Below are 13,507 nucleotides of genomic sequence, written 5' to 3'. Positions count from 1 at the left end.
ATGGCAAAAAGGATATGAGAAGCAGATAAACGTAACAATGTTGATTACTGTACAAACATTATCTATTTCTCTCATAATCACTTTTGACACACGGAAATAATGGAAAGAAATTATCCTTTCGTATTTACAGGAGGCGTAGTGTCCGGATTCCCATCAATACTGACACAGAAAATGATCTCTGCCTTTCTGGCACTTGCACCGGATGAAGGCTACTCACGTACACCGATGAAGGAGGTCAAACTGTTGCGGGTAAATGAATCTATGCCTCATACACCCGTTCTTTATGAACCCTGCATAGTTATTGTTCTGCAGGGAAAGAAAACAGGCTTAATGGGCGGACAGGCGTTCATCTATGATGCCGGGCATTATCTGGTTGTCTCAGTCCCTGTTCCGTTTACCAGCCAGACAACTGCCAGCCAGGAGGAACCTCTGCTGGCCATGTCTGTATCGCTCGATGTCGCACTTATCGCCGAATTAATGATTGAAATGGGGGGAAAAGACATAAGCGATAATGAGAGTGCAGGGATAATGTTTTCCACCCCGCTGGGAGGAGAGCTGTCAGATACGGTTTATCGGCTTCTGACAACACTTTCTGATGAGGAGCAAGCCAGAATTCTGGGGCCGGGTATTCTGAAAGAACTTTATTATCGTGTGCTGATTGATACTCAGGGATCCTCAATAAGAGCGGCGCTCTCCGGAAAGGGGCATTTCAGGCAAGTTGCTGCGGCTATACGTACTATGCATACCCGGTTTATGGATAATATTGACATCAATATGCTGGCGAAAGTAGCCGGGATGAGCATTCCTTCTTTTCACCGCCATTTCAGAGCATTCACTGGCACAACACCAAAACAGTACCTTATTTCTATCAGGTTACACCAGGCGCGTTTTTTAATGGTAAAACGAAATGTCACTGCCAGCGAAGCCTCTTTAAGGGTTGGTTATGTCAGCCCGACACAATTCAGCAGAGAATTTAGCCGGTTCTTTGGTAGCCCACCACAAAAAGAAGCGCACCGTCTACGCCATTTATTAAAGGTTAAAGCTGAGTCATACTGGCCGGAATAATTTCATACTGATCACGATGTCGGCGCATTTAATATTAATACGATCTCAACCTGCCATTACCGGAATGGCAGGTAAGGCAATGTGACCCCCTCACTTCGAACCACGAAAATGCTTTGCCCGGAGGGTACCCCAATGGAGATACAACTGGGTGACTATACCTTACTCAAACCGGTATTAAGAATTCAGACATGTTCAAAAAGATGATCCAGAAATACCCGCACTGCGGGATTAGAACGCCGGCTTTCATGCCACAGTACCGAAATATTATGCCGCTCTACTGTATAGCCCGCCAGCAGAGGAACTAACTTTTTATCTTTTACCCACGAATCCGCTATAAAGCTCGCAACCATCCCTATTCCGGCACCAGCAGTAATTGCCGCTACAACGGCTTCACTGACATCAACAATAATACTGGATGAAGGCACAATTTCGATCTCCTTTTCGCCAACCCGAAACGGCCAACGAAAAATCTGCCCGGTATTCTGGTAACGCAGATTGACCGTTTTGTGCTCATTCAGATCATACGGGTGTTCCGGCGCGGGATGCCGGGCCAAATATTCAGGCGAAGCATAACAACCTATGTGATAGGGAGAAAGATGGCGTGACAACAGATTTGAATCTGCGAGTTCGCCGAGCCGGACGGCGATATCAATATTCTCATCAACGATACTTATCACATGATCACTTAACCGTAAGTCAATCTTCACTTTTGGGTAAATTGCGCAGAACTGCGGAATAACCGGCGCAATCAAATGAATACCGACCGGTAACGATGCCGCAATTCTCAATATTCCCGCTGGCTCAGCATGAGCGCGCTTTGCCAGTTGCTCAATCTCATCAGCATCGCGCAACAGCCGTAGTGCCCGCTCATGAATCTCGCGCCCTTCCTCAGTCAAAACCAGAGAGCGAGTGGTACGGATAAATAAAGTGACCCCGAGAAGCTGTTCCAGTCGTTGAACGCTCTTACTTACCGCTGAAGGTGAAATGGACAAAGAGCGTGCCGCAGCAGTGTAGCTGCCGAGAGAACCAGCGCGAGCAAATGCAATAAGACCCGTGAGCCTTTCAAAACCAATTTGTTCCTTCATGGCACAATTAAAGCGAAACTGAACCCAATTATCAATCCTGGATAACAGTTATATTGTTTGTTACGAAAGTCCTTTTATTAAAGTGAGACGATAATGACTGACGTAATGAAAGCAGTACAACTGCGAGCTTTTGGCGGGCCGGAAAACCTGTTGTATGAAGATGCGCCAGTACCTGCGGTGGGAAGCGACGAAGTACTTGTACATGTACATGCAGCCGGTGTTAATCCCCCTGACTTGTATTTGCGAGACGGTTATCGGGCGCTTCCGCCTGAATGGTGGCCAAAACCAACATTTCCACTCATCCCCGGAACTGATGTATCAGGAGTCATTGCAGCAGTCGGTGAAAATGTCTCTGCATTCAGCCCAGGGGATGAGGTCTATTCAATGGTGCGTTTCCCGGAAGGGATAATGAATGGCAGCGGTGCCTACGCAGACTATGTGAGTATTCCTGCATCACAGGTCGCATTCAAACCTCACAGGCTTACACATATTCAGGCTGCTGGTGCGCCGATGTCGCTGCTTACAGTCTGGCAATTTCTTGTCGAACTGGGTCACAACGCACCAAATCCATTTCAGCCATTTCAGCATACACCTGTTTCACTGGAAGGACGGACAGTACTGGTAAATGGTGCTGGCGGTGGCGTGGGGCATCTTGCCGTACAAATAGCTAAGTGGAAAGGGGCACGAGTTATTGCCGTTGCATCGTCCCGGCATGAAGAACTTTTACGCAATCTGGGTGCAGATGAGTTCATCGATTACACCCAAAAAGCAGCGGAGACTGTAGTAAAAAATGTCGATCTCGTCCTGGATACTGTTGGTGGCCCAAACATGGAGCGCTTCCTTGGTTGCATCAAACAGGGCGGAGCATTATTTCTGGTTAATCCTTTGGGTTTTTCCGGACAGAATGAGGCCGTTGAAAAGGGTATTACCGTATCATCAACGCAAGTACGTTCTGATGGTGCGCAACTTATTGAGGCCAGTAATCTTCTGGATAAAGGAATTATCCGGGTGGTCGTTGATAGTACCTATCCCTTAGCCAGGGCATCAGATGCGCATAAGCGCGCTGAGTTGGGAAGTATTCAGGGCAAGATTGTGCTCACAAATTTTTGATCTCGCTTCACCTGCCTGCCATTCATTGATGTTATGTGAATGGCAGTGTTTCGATGCGGTTCAGGAGGCAGCGGCCTCAGGCACATTAGTACCCATTCCTTCGGGCAGAAACGGGACAATTTCGGTCAGTTCATCCTCGCTCAGTCTGAACTCTGCTGCGCCAAGCAATCCGTCAATTTGCGCCGGACGGCGTGCACCGACTATCGCGCCGGATACAGCTGGTTGTCTCAGCACCCACGCAATCGCTACAGCCGCAGGTGACAGACCGTGGCGTTCACCAATCCGACGGAAGGTTTCAACCAGCGCAAGGTTCCTGGTCAGGCGCGGTTCCTTAAAGTCAGGACTTCGGAATTTACGCCAGTCATCATCGGGGAGGCTGGCAATCCGCTCACGCGTCATTGCCCCGCTCAACAGGCCCGATTGCAAAGTTGAATAAGCGATAATGCCGGTGTTCGTCTGCTCGCAGAATGGCAGGATGTCGGACTCTGCCTCACGCATAAGCGCCGAATAAGGCGGCTGTAGTGAGTCAATATCCGTCACTGCCTGTGCTCGTTTGAGTTGCGCCACATCGAAATTGGAGACACCGATAGCACGCACCTTCCCCTGCTTACGTGCTTTGTCTACCGCAGCAAGTGCGGCCTCAATGCCGTCATCCGGTCCGCCTGCAGGAAAAGCAGGCCAGTGGATCTGATACAAGTCAATGGTTTCTGTACGCAGGCGGCGCAGGCTTTCGTCAATTTCTCTGGCCAACGAGTCTGGTGCCAGTGAATGCGAAATCTGCCGAGTTGCCGGATCCCAAACCAGACTGCCTTTTGTGAATACCAACGGACGACGCGAAGCCGGCACCCGGCGCAAAAGCTGCCCGACAATTTCCTCTGCGTGCCCCAGGCCGTAAACGGCAGCGGTATCTATCCAGTTAACTCCCCTTTCTACTGCATACTCCAGCGCAGCCAGACTTTCAGCGTCATCCTGCGCTCCCCAGCCAAATTCCCAGCCCGCCCCTGCGATGGCCCAGGTTCCCAGGCCGACAGGAGAAATAGTGAAATCGGCATTGCCCAATTTGTTCTGTTGCATCGTTTAATTTCCCAATGAATTAGACAACTTCATTGTGGCACGCCATATATGAGACGATAAGCTATGTTATCTTTTATGAACTACTGAATATTTCTCATTAATATGACAATCGATCTCCATGAACTGGATGCCTTTGAAGCCGTTGCACGGCACAGAAGTTTCCGCAAGGCTGCCGCTGAAAGGGGGGTATCTGCTTCAGCGCTGAGCCATGCCCTGCGCGGGCTTGAAGAACGTCTGGGTGTGCGACTACTCCATCGCACCACACGTAGCGTAACGCCAACAGAGGCAGGCCACCGTCTGCTGGCCCGGCTCGCACCTGCTCTCCGCGATGTGGCCGATGCCCTCTCCGATGTGACGGCATTACAGGCTGTACCAACAGGAACGCTTCGTCTGAATGTACCGCGCCCGGCAGCCTGGTTGGTACTGTCAGCAATATTACCGGGTTTCGTGGCGAAGTATCCCAGAGTGAAAGTCGACGTTGTGACCGACGATGGTCTGGTCGATATTGTGGATGATGGCTTCGACGCAGGCATCCGTTTCGGCGAGAGTCTGGCCGGAGATATGGTCGCTGTGCCTGTCGGTCCCTCGCAACGCTTTGTCTGCATTGCCGCACCGTCATATCTGAATGCGTATAATGCGCCAAACATACCGACAGACCTGCTGAATCATGCCTGTATTTGTCGCCGCTTTCCAGGCGGTCATTACTATAACTGGGAATTTTTGGTTGCCGGTAAGCCGCAGTCCATCGCCGTTTCTGGCCCCCTGGTATTCGACGACGATATGCTGATGGTCCAGGCTGCACGCGACGGTGCAGGTATTGCCTACCTCTATGAAGCAATGGTGAGAGAGGATTTAGCTGAAGGCAGGCTGGTTTCTTTACTGGAAGCTTTTAGTACGCCGCCAGGCCGTTTTTTTCTCTACTATTCCGGGCGGCGGCATCTGCCCACGGCGCTGCGCGCATTTGTGGATTTTATTCGTAAATAGAATTCCCCATGCCAGAGCGTTACTACGCTTTTCCAGGGTAACTCGCCCGCATGATTGACTTTGTCAACGGCCTGAACACTTATCTGCCAGGCCTCTATAACGACGATGAATATGACAAAAGATGTTAACAGTGTGTACTGATAACCTGTTTTCATGGGGCATGAGTCTGGTGTGCGCTTATTTTTCGCTCAGAAAAGTAATGCGCGGGCGTGCTTCCCATCACTTTGCGGAACATGGTGATAAACGCATTGACCGATTCATATCCTAATTTTATCGCCACATTTTGTACCGAGACACCACTCGCCAGCTCCTGCAGGGCAATAATCAAATGTAGTTGCTGGCGCCAGCGCCCAAAAGACAAGCCCGTTTCCCGCACCATTAAACGCGCCAGCGAGCGTTCGCTAAGTGCCAGTCTTTTTGCCCAGGTTGTTAAGGTGCTGCGGTCATCAGGGTGACTGACCAGAACGTCGGCCATAGTGCGGATTTTCGGGTGAGACGACACAGGCAGACTCAGTTTCTGTTGTGGCATGGTGGCTAACTCATCAAGTGTCACCCTGGTCAGTCTGGCGACATGGCTTTCTGATGAATAATCAACACCTTCCTGAGTCAGGCGATCAACCAGTTCTTTAATAAGCCCGGAAATCGCCAGCGTGCAGCATCGTTCGGGCAGTGCGGCGGCACCCGGTTCAATAAACAGATAATTGAGATGTGCATTCCAGGTGGCTTTCGCACTGTGTGCAATACCACCGGGGATCCAGACGGCACAGTCGGGCGGCACTATCCAGATATCATTTTCAGCACGGCAAATTACCGCGCCATACAGGGCAATAATCAACTGCCCTTTGCGATGCGTATGCACCGGCACTTCTGCTGCGTAATCAACAAAATCCAGATGTCGTGCCACAGCGGGGCAAGACGTGGAATCCGGGTCAAACAACGTATTGGCGAGTGAGCGGGACATACAATTGACCACATTTAGGTATTTTTTGACAGAATAGAGTATTTAAGCATATACGCAAGCCGGTAATAATCTTCGGCATGAACAAAACCAACGTTAGCCACTTTCATTTTTTACACGCGATAAGCCATCGTTTACACCGTGCGGCGACCACCACACTATTGAATGATGCCAGCGCGTTGATCTACTCCGCGAAGAGCTTCATCGCAGCGATGCTCGCATACTATATTGCCCTGTCGATAGGCCTGGACAGGCCTTCCTGGGCAATCATCACCGTTTATATCGTTTCACAAACCTCTGTCGGCGCATCGCTGAGCCGGTGCCTGTACCGCCTGGCAGGCACTGTAGTGGGTGCAGGCATGACGGTGTTAATCGTGCCCACATTCGTGAATATGCCTGTTTTTTGCAGTGTGATACTGGCCGCCTGGATAACCTTCTGCCTCTATTTGTCACTTCTGGAACGTACACCCCGCGCCTACAGTTTTGTACTGGCAGGTTACACCGCGAGCCTGATTGGTTTTCCCGCAGTTTCCGACCCGGGCGCGATTTTTCACATCGCCATAGTACGGGTACAGGAGATAATCATTGGAATATTCTGCGCAGCGTTGATTCATCGCTATGTGTTACCGGCACGAATCTCTGCCTTGTTTAACAGCAAACTATCGCAAACGTTACAGGCGGCGCGGCAACGGGTTGCGGACACCTTAGCGCGCAAACCAGATGCAGTTTCTGTTCCTCTGCATACAGCACTGGCTCTGCAATTTCTGCAAGGCATCAGCCATCACATTCCCTATGACTTTGCGCTCTCTGTACCAGTGCGGCAGGCCAGAAAAGGGATCCACGACCGTCTGGCGCGGTTAATCATTGTCAACTGTGAGTTACACGACCGCCTTGTGCTGATGCCCGTGATGCCAGTCGATATGCAAACACTGCTTGACGATGTCCGGACCTGGCTTGTCGGTAATAATGGAAGGGCAGGTAACAACGCGGCTGAATCCCTCAAAAAACGCAGTGAACAACTGCTGTGCCGGTATGCAACTCAGGTCCTGACGCTCGACGATGCTTTACAGGTCAGTCTTGTGCACTACCTGGCTGAAGCTATTGAGCTGGTACAGCAGTGCGGTCGCCTTTCTGATGCCATTTATGACACGAGGCCTGCGGACGGGCCAGCAGAAACAAATACAGTGAAAGGCTACGTATTCCACCGCGACGCCCTCAGTGCGTTTCGCTCAGCCCTGGGGGCTTTCTCCATCATTCTGAGTGGCTGCCTGGTCTGGATTTTTTCTGGCTGGCAGGATGGCGTCACGGCAGTCTCTCTCCTTGGGGTTTTTTGCACACTGTTTGGTAGCTTCGATACGCCCGCCCCGCATATTGTGAAATACATTATTGGCTCGGTCTGGGGGGTTGTGCTTAGCCTGATTTACAGTTTTGCCCTGCTCCCCCAAGTCAGTAATTTCACCGTGCTGGTAGCGGTCTTTGCTCCAGTCTATTTGTTTGCCGGTTCGCTCCAGGCAAGGCCGCCAACCACTTTTATGGCGATGGGAATAACCCTGACACTGCCCATCTTGTGCGAACTGGGTGCGCACTACAGCGGAGATTTTTCCGTAGCGGTTAACACTGCCATTGCCCTCTTCTTTTCAGCCGGCTTTGCCGTGGTTGGGATGAGTCTTCTGCAAACCATACAGGCAGATACGGCGGTAAACCGCCTGCTGAAACTTTGCCAGCGCGATATTCGCCGCAGTGTGAAAGGCGTACTGAATATCGACGAAACCCACTGGACCAACATGATGATTGACCGGGCAGCCTTACTGCTACCGCGTTTACAGCGCAGTGGGCGGTCACCAGAATGGGCGCAGCATCGCCTGTTACACGCACTGCGCGTGGGGCTCAGTGTGATGCGCATACGCCGATATGATTCCCATAAGAACCCTGGAATAACTGAATTGTTCACGCTCCTTGTTCGTCCGGCAGACACCGGCATCTTACTTCAGCAACTTGCCACTCTCATGGAGCACAGCTTACCTGCAACCGATGAACCATCGCGCCAGTATGTTTTCCGGTTGGTTGATTTGTACTGCGTAATCCGTAATCAGAATAGGGAACCTGTTGATGATCAATGACATCAATATCGGGGGCGTTTTTATTCCTGGCCTGCTGGTGATCGCTCTCTTCGCGCTGGCCTGCACACTATTACTTGTGCCGCTGTTCACCCGCAGCCGGGTTTACCGCCGCCTGCCGTTTCGCCCACTACTCGAACTTTCCACTGTTATTGTTACTTTTTACCTGCTGCTGCAGGGCCTGACCACGTTGGGGTTACTCACATGAAATCATTACTGTCTCTATTGAGCCGCTATGCGCTGACACTCAGTGTCGTGGCGATATCCACTCTGCTGGCTTTTATTTGCTGGAAACATTATGCGCAAACGCCCTGGACACGCGATGGCAGGGTTCGCGCGGAGGTGGTGCAGATTGCGCCGGATGTCTCCGGGCCGGTGCTTAACGTGGCAGTGCGTGATAATCAGTGGGTTAATCGTGGTGATGTTCTTTACTCCATTGACCCACACTGGCTTAAGCTGGCAGTTGTCAGCGCACAGGCAGACGTTGAGGCCAAACGTCATGAGATGTTGATGCGTCAGGATGCAGCCAGGCGGCGCACTCAGATAAAAAGGATGGTTTCCGGCGAGGATTTACAGCAAACAACCAGTGCAGCCAGCGTGGCTGCAGCCAATTATCATGGTGCGCTGGCCGCGCTGGAACTTGCCGAGCTGAATTTGGCTCATGCCACTGTTCGTTCGCCGGTTGCGGGCTATGTCACGCACTTGCGGCTTCACCCCGGAGACTATGCCACAGAAGGAGAAACTAAAGTTGCTATCATTGATGCCCATAGTTTCTGGGTAGTTGGCTATTTCGAAGAAACCCGGTTGCGCCATATTCATGTGGGAAATATGGCGCACATTTCGCTGATGGGGTTTGACTCGGTTATCACGGGGCATGTAGAGAGTATCGGGCGTGGGATAGGTGATAATAATGACGCGACGGGTCAGCTTGGCCTGCCAGATGTTGATCCAACATTTAGCTGGGTAAGGCTTGCGCAGCGCATTCCGGTTCGGATTCATATCGACACCCTGCCGAAAGGGGTTGAACTGGTGGCAGGGTTATCAGCCAGTATATCCGTCACACCATAATGGCAGGTATTTTCTCAACTGGAGAGATATACCCGACAGCAATATTTTTAGTTTCTGAATTTATGGTGCAGATAAGTATATATTCCCTCAATAAATTAACTCTGGTATTACCTTATGAATAGCAGAACAGAATTTATAGCAGACTTAATTACCTGGATAAATGACAATATCGAGTCACCACTCAAATTAGATGACGTAGCCATTAAATCCGGGTATTCAAAATGGCACTTGCAACGATTATTTTTCACAGAAACAGGTCAGTGCCTTGGGGCATTTATCAGAGAGCGAAAGTTATACCTTATTGCTGAGGAACTTATTAAGTCAGACGATTCATTGATAAACCTGGCGATACGGTTTGGCTTTGACTCGCAACAATCATTAAACAGGGCGTTTCGTCAACGATATAATCTTCCGCCACATCAGTACAGAAAGAAATATTGCTATCAGCATTCGGCACCCCCGAAAGAAAGATAAAAACCGGGTTACATAACAACCAGAAAAACATTCGTAAGCCAGCACGGCTGCGACCTCTCTGTGTCCGTCCTTCACCCGGATTTCACATAAACGAGTCCGGGTCAGGCATTGTTTGAGAGATGAGCATAAAGTTTTGTCTGTCCTTTTAGTGCCAGAAGCGTGCCAGAACGAATATTACGCATGCGTGACAGCCCACCGGGCAGCATACTCTAACATTCTGTTACATCCGGAGTCAGAAACACTCGCAATCAGAGTGTAATTTTATTAAGACAATCAAAGCAATTAAGCGTGGGGGATAGATGCGAAAGCGAGAAGCAGAAATAGACTTCGGTGCCGAGCATATCATTATCAAACGGCGTTACCGGGCGTTAGGCGCATTAAACGATTTACTGATAGCGTTATGGTTTCTGATTGGCAGTATTTTCTTCTTCTATGACGCCCTGATGACTGACGGAACATGGCTATTTGTGGTTGGCAGCATGCAGTTGATGCTAAGGCCAGCCATCACTCTTGCTGAACTCATTCATGTTCGAAAAGCTTATGCGAGAAATTAACTTTTTCTGCCAGGCAATGCGTAACGGCTCACGGCGGTGTTACATTCACTTGCCAACGGCTGATGATAAACGTCAGTAATTATCTCTGGTTAACACTTTATATCAGCCGTTGTATGAAGCCCCGCACAGTAATGAAGGATGGCAACGAATGAGACAGGTCATTTGTGCGTCAGGTATGGTGTTTGTGTTGGTCAGTTGTGCACTCTGGCGACCAGTATCGCCTTAGTTGGCGGCACAAGGTAAAAATTACGAGCGCAGGATTCTGAAAAATAACCAACAGGCTTCTGCGCGCTATTCTTGAAACACCTTTGTTCATCTGGGATAACTATGAAAGTATTTGCAAGTGGTATACGTGATGTCATTGAAGGCGAAAATATCAGGGTAGTAACACCTGTCAATATTTATCAGTGCACATTGGGTGACGACGTCTTTATCGGACCATTTGTCGAAATTCAAAAAGGCTGTGTGATTGGCAACAGAAGCAGAATTCAGTCTCATACCTTTATTTGTGAAAATGTTACGCTGGGAGATGACTGTTTTATCGGCCATGGCGTTACTTTCGCTAATGACCTGTTCAAAACGGGTGGCCCTGATTCCTGTGCTGAAAACTGGATTCAGATTGTATTAGGCAATGCAGTTACGGTGGGTAGCGGAGCAACGATTCTGACCACAGAAATTTGCAGTGGCGCGGTTATTGGTGCCGGTAGCGTAGTCACTAAACCTGTACTGGTTAAAGGGATTTATGCGGGGAACCCGGCAAAACTTTTGCGATTGCTTTAAGCATTCTCCCAGTCAAATGTCGGCCCGGGTGCATTATCAGGTCAGGGCCGACTTACCTCCCATGATCCCCACGCCCCATACTATGCACTCCTCCCATACGGGCAGTACCGGCAGGTTTTTGTACAGAGTTACGACCAAATGAGCACATTAATTTTCCGCATAATTTCAGTAAGTTAGAAAAAATTTACTCATGAAAACTGGTTTACGCAAACGTGATTTATCCGAGTAGTAAGCCAGTTACCTCAATTTTTCATAAACTTATTTGCACGATTATGTCTTCCTCAGTTAAGCAAGAAGACAACGGTTACTGATTTTGGCGGCTTAGCTGACAACAATTGTCGTTAGCAGATATAAGGGAAAATGATGCAATTGTTATTTATTGAGTTATCTGACGCTCCATCATGGGTACCTGCTTTATTGCTGGTCACGCTCTCATTCGCAGTAGGTTTTCTGGCCCGGTTTATACTTCTCCGGGTCATCCGTTACTGGCAGAAACGCGACAGGAAGCTCTTCAAATCACTGGAGAAGCATCTGCGTGGCTCCATGTTTCTGTTCCTCCCCTTACTATTAATCAATGTTGGGGTTCATTATATCAATATCCCCACAAACGTCCTTAACCTGATTACATCAACTGCCAATATATTTATTATATTATCATTTTGTTCCGTTTTAATTCGCCTGACAAATGTCGTTCAGGATATGTTGTTCATACGCTATGACATTAACCTTTCGAATAATCTGCGCGCCCGTAAGATCCGCACACAAATAATATATGTTAAGAAAGTTGCTATTGTACTGCTGGTGTTATTCTGCCTTTCTTTGATTTTACTCAGTTTCCCTGGTGTCCGAAAATTTGGCACGACAATTCTGGCGGGTGCCGGAGTGGCAGGAATTATCATAGGCTTTGCTCTACAGAAATCACTGGTCAATCTGTTTGCCGGCATTCAGATAGCCTTTACCCAACCAATAAAAATTGACGATGCGGTGGTGGTAGAAAAGGAATGGGGCTGGATTGAGGAAATAAACCTGACTTATGTTGTGGTGCGTATCTGGGATTTGCGCCGGCTGGTGCTGCCTATTACCTATTTTACTGAAAATGCCTTTCAGAACTGGACACGCAATAATGCACAAATATTAGGTTCTGTATTTCTTTACGTGGATTACTCGATGCCACTGGAACCCCTGCGCAAACATTTTGAAAAAGTACTCAGTGAAACAAAGCTCTGGGATCAACAGACCCAGGTACTCCAGGTTACTGATACTACTGAAAAAACCATGACAATCAGGTTATTAATGACTGCACAAAACTCCCCTACAGCCTGGGACTTACGCTGTTATGTACGGGAAAAAATGATTGAATTTATTCAGCAAAATTACCCGCAGAGCCTTCCGCATGTACGGGCGACACTGAACAACTCAACAGATTCAGTAACGCAACAAGACCACGATTAATAGCTGGGAAAATATACAGAACAAACGGACATGCCTTTTCCCTGGCATGGTGCATAAACCCGGGCCGCTCAGCGGCCTGCAACAATTTTATTATGCACTGTGCAAAGCAAATATATCCAAAAGTAAACACCCTTGTATCTCACTGGAATTTATGTCTGAAGTGATACTTAACACACCAAAGAGTAAGATTATTCTCAGTTTTCATTATGTCACGATTAATTCACTCAAATCGCCGAAATTTACTCTAGAGTTAATGGCTGACCACCCATTCTTAAAGCATTTAATATAGGAATTTCATATGGCTATTGATATGTATTTAAAGGTTGATGGTGTAACTGGTGAATCTAAAGATTCAAATCACTCCAGCTGGATTGATGTATTGTCATTTAACTGGGCAGCGGAACAGCCGGGTAATATGAGTGTGGGTGGCGGTGGCGGTGCGGGGAAAGTTAATTTCCAGGACCTTTCAGTACAGGCATTAATAGATAAAGCAACACCGACCATTCTTAAATTCTGCGCCAATGGTAAACATGTCAGTAAAGTTGAGTTGTCAATTTGCAAAGCCGGTGGTTCGCAAATTGAGTATTCCCGTATTGTTCTTGAAGATGTTCTGGTTACCAAAACCAGTTTCAGCGGCGTGGGCCATACCGACACAGTTATGGTGAATTACCTGTTTCAGGCATCTAAAGTCAATCTGCATTACTGGGAACAATCTACTCAGGGTACAAAAGGTGCAGAAACCTCATCTGGCTGGGATATCAAACAGAATAAAGAACTTTAATCAAT

At 48.6% G+C, this 13,507-nt stretch carries 14 protein-coding genes and 1 pseudogene; 11 read left to right on the top strand and 4 right to left on the bottom strand.

From position 1 onward, the window contains the following. Positions 1-138: 138 nt before the first annotated feature. Positions 139-1,065, top strand: a complete 927-nt coding sequence (locus A9B99_RS16790) for an AraC family transcriptional regulator (protein ID WP_231889206.1) — start codon at positions 139-141, stop codon at positions 1,063-1,065. Positions 1,066-1,247: 182 nt separating this feature from the next. On the opposite strand, the gene A9B99_RS16785 is transcribed toward A9B99_RS16790, so the two are convergent. Next, entirely contained in the window at positions 1,248-2,150 is a 903-nt protein-coding gene (locus A9B99_RS16785) for a LysR family transcriptional regulator (RefSeq protein WP_064599461.1), read from the bottom strand. A gap of 93 nt (positions 2,151-2,243) precedes the next feature. On the opposite strand from A9B99_RS16785, the gene A9B99_RS16780 reads away from it, so the two are divergent. Beyond that, the gene (locus tag A9B99_RS16780; RefSeq protein WP_064599460.1) at positions 2,244-3,260 is read left to right on the top strand and encodes an NADP-dependent oxidoreductase; all 1,017 of its coding nucleotides are present in this window, start codon (positions 2,244-2,246) and stop codon (positions 3,258-3,260) included. A gap of 60 nt (positions 3,261-3,320) precedes the next feature. Here the strand turns inward: A9B99_RS16780 and A9B99_RS16775 are convergent, their stop codons facing one another. Further along, positions 3,321-4,334 carry an aldo/keto reductase gene (locus A9B99_RS16775; protein WP_064599459.1) on the bottom strand — a complete coding sequence of 338 codons (1,014 nt, stop codon included), beginning with the start codon at positions 4,332-4,334 and terminating at the stop codon, positions 3,321-3,323. Between the two features lie 102 nt (positions 4,335-4,436). Here A9B99_RS16775 and A9B99_RS16770 point away from each other — a divergent pair, with 102 nt between their 5' ends. Beyond that, a complete protein-coding gene (locus A9B99_RS16770; protein WP_197499284.1) occupies positions 4,437-5,318 on the top strand; it encodes a LysR family transcriptional regulator in 882 nt (293 codons plus the stop codon). Positions 5,319-5,469: 151 nt separating this feature from the next. Here A9B99_RS16770 and A9B99_RS16765 read toward each other — a convergent pair whose 3' ends face one another. Next, the gene (locus tag A9B99_RS16765; protein ID WP_064599455.1) at positions 5,470-6,279 is read right to left on the bottom strand and encodes an AraC family transcriptional regulator; all 810 of its coding nucleotides are present in this window, start codon (positions 6,277-6,279) and stop codon (positions 5,470-5,472) included. Between the two features lie 77 nt (positions 6,280-6,356). Here A9B99_RS16765 and A9B99_RS16760 point away from each other — a divergent pair, with 77 nt between their 5' ends. The 4 genes from A9B99_RS16760 (at position 6,357) to A9B99_RS23390 (ending at position 9,935) form a co-directional block, all read left to right on the top strand. Next, the gene (locus A9B99_RS16760; protein WP_064599453.1) at positions 6,357-8,396 is read left to right on the top strand and encodes an FUSC family protein; all 2,040 of its coding nucleotides are present in this window, start codon (positions 6,357-6,359) and stop codon (positions 8,394-8,396) included. Continuing rightward, entirely contained in the window at positions 8,386-8,601 is a 216-nt protein-coding gene (locus tag A9B99_RS16755) for a DUF1656 domain-containing protein (RefSeq protein ID WP_064599451.1), read from the top strand. Before A9B99_RS16760 ends, A9B99_RS16755 begins: the two co-directional genes overlap by 11 nt. Further along, on the top strand, positions 8,598-9,461 hold the full coding sequence (locus A9B99_RS16750) for an efflux RND transporter periplasmic adaptor subunit (protein ID WP_064599448.1): 864 nt from the start codon (positions 8,598-8,600) through the stop codon (positions 9,459-9,461). The genes A9B99_RS16755 and A9B99_RS16750 overlap by 4 nt, the downstream gene beginning before the upstream one ends. A gap of 114 nt (positions 9,462-9,575) precedes the next feature. After that, positions 9,576-9,935 carry a helix-turn-helix domain-containing protein gene (locus A9B99_RS23390; RefSeq protein ID WP_074388823.1) on the top strand — a complete coding sequence of 120 codons (360 nt, stop codon included), beginning with the start codon at positions 9,576-9,578 and terminating at the stop codon, positions 9,933-9,935. Between the two features lie 30 nt (positions 9,936-9,965). Here the strand turns inward: A9B99_RS23390 and A9B99_RS24290 are convergent. Beyond that, positions 9,966-10,043, bottom strand: a pseudogene (locus tag A9B99_RS24290) (Hok/Gef family protein); the annotation flags it as partial. A 191-nt stretch (positions 10,044-10,234) separates the two neighbouring features. On the opposite strand from A9B99_RS24290, the gene A9B99_RS16740 reads away from it, so the two are divergent. The 4 genes from A9B99_RS16740 to A9B99_RS16720 all read left to right on the top strand — a co-directional run bounded on the left by A9B99_RS16740 (position 10,235) and on the right by A9B99_RS16720 (position 13,502). Continuing rightward, positions 10,235-10,489 (top strand): YrhK family protein, encoded by a 255-nt coding sequence (locus tag A9B99_RS16740; RefSeq protein WP_064599444.1) that lies wholly within the window; start codon positions 10,235-10,237, stop codon positions 10,487-10,489. Positions 10,490-10,816: 327 nt separating this feature from the next. Then, the gene (locus A9B99_RS16735; RefSeq protein WP_064599442.1) at positions 10,817-11,269 is read left to right on the top strand and encodes an acyltransferase; all 453 of its coding nucleotides are present in this window, start codon (positions 10,817-10,819) and stop codon (positions 11,267-11,269) included. 363 nt (positions 11,270-11,632) lie between these two features. Continuing rightward, a complete protein-coding gene (locus A9B99_RS16730) occupies positions 11,633-12,721 on the top strand; it encodes a mechanosensitive ion channel family protein (RefSeq protein WP_197499291.1) in 1,089 nt (362 codons plus the stop codon). A gap of 298 nt (positions 12,722-13,019) precedes the next feature. After that, positions 13,020-13,502 (top strand): Hcp family type VI secretion system effector, encoded by a 483-nt coding sequence (locus A9B99_RS16720; protein ID WP_064599435.1) that lies wholly within the window; start codon positions 13,020-13,022, stop codon positions 13,500-13,502. Positions 13,503-13,507: the final 5 nt, after the last annotated feature.

Source organism: Mangrovibacter phragmitis, from assembly GCF_001655675.1.
Taxonomy (GTDB): domain Bacteria; phylum Pseudomonadota; class Gammaproteobacteria; order Enterobacterales; family Enterobacteriaceae; genus Mangrovibacter; species Mangrovibacter phragmitis.
This window is presented reverse-complemented; position numbering and strand designations above follow the sequence as displayed.

Bases quoted from the DNA above. Each gene is read 5' to 3' on its own strand.
- A9B99_RS16785 (WP_064599461.1), bottom strand. From the start codon at position 2,150: ATGAAGGAACAAATTGGTTTTGAAAGGCTCACGGGTCTTATTGCATTT.
- A9B99_RS16780 (WP_064599460.1), top strand. From the start codon at position 2,244: ATGACTGACGTAATGAAAGCAGTACAACTGCGAGCTTTTGGCGGGCCG.
- A9B99_RS16775 (WP_064599459.1), bottom strand. From the start codon at position 4,334: ATGCAACAGAACAAATTGGGCAATGCCGATTTCACTATTTCTCCTGTC.
- A9B99_RS16770 (WP_197499284.1), top strand. From the start codon at position 4,437: ATGACAATCGATCTCCATGAACTGGATGCCTTTGAAGCCGTTGCACGG.
- A9B99_RS16765 (WP_064599455.1), bottom strand. From the start codon at position 6,279: ATGTCCCGCTCACTCGCCAATACGTTGTTTGACCCGGATTCCACGTCT.
- A9B99_RS16760 (WP_064599453.1), top strand. From the start codon at position 6,357: ATGAACAAAACCAACGTTAGCCACTTTCATTTTTTACACGCGATAAGC.
- A9B99_RS16755 (WP_064599451.1), top strand. From the start codon at position 8,386: ATGATCAATGACATCAATATCGGGGGCGTTTTTATTCCTGGCCTGCTG.
- A9B99_RS16750 (WP_064599448.1), top strand. From the start codon at position 8,598: ATGAAATCATTACTGTCTCTATTGAGCCGCTATGCGCTGACACTCAGT.
- A9B99_RS23390 (WP_074388823.1), top strand. From the start codon at position 9,576: ATGAATAGCAGAACAGAATTTATAGCAGACTTAATTACCTGGATAAAT.
- A9B99_RS16740 (WP_064599444.1), top strand. From the start codon at position 10,235: ATGCGAAAGCGAGAAGCAGAAATAGACTTCGGTGCCGAGCATATCATT.
- A9B99_RS16735 (WP_064599442.1), top strand. From the start codon at position 10,817: ATGAAAGTATTTGCAAGTGGTATACGTGATGTCATTGAAGGCGAAAAT.
- A9B99_RS16730 (WP_197499291.1), top strand. From the start codon at position 11,633: ATGCAATTGTTATTTATTGAGTTATCTGACGCTCCATCATGGGTACCT.
- A9B99_RS16720 (WP_064599435.1), top strand. From the start codon at position 13,020: ATGGCTATTGATATGTATTTAAAGGTTGATGGTGTAACTGGTGAATCT.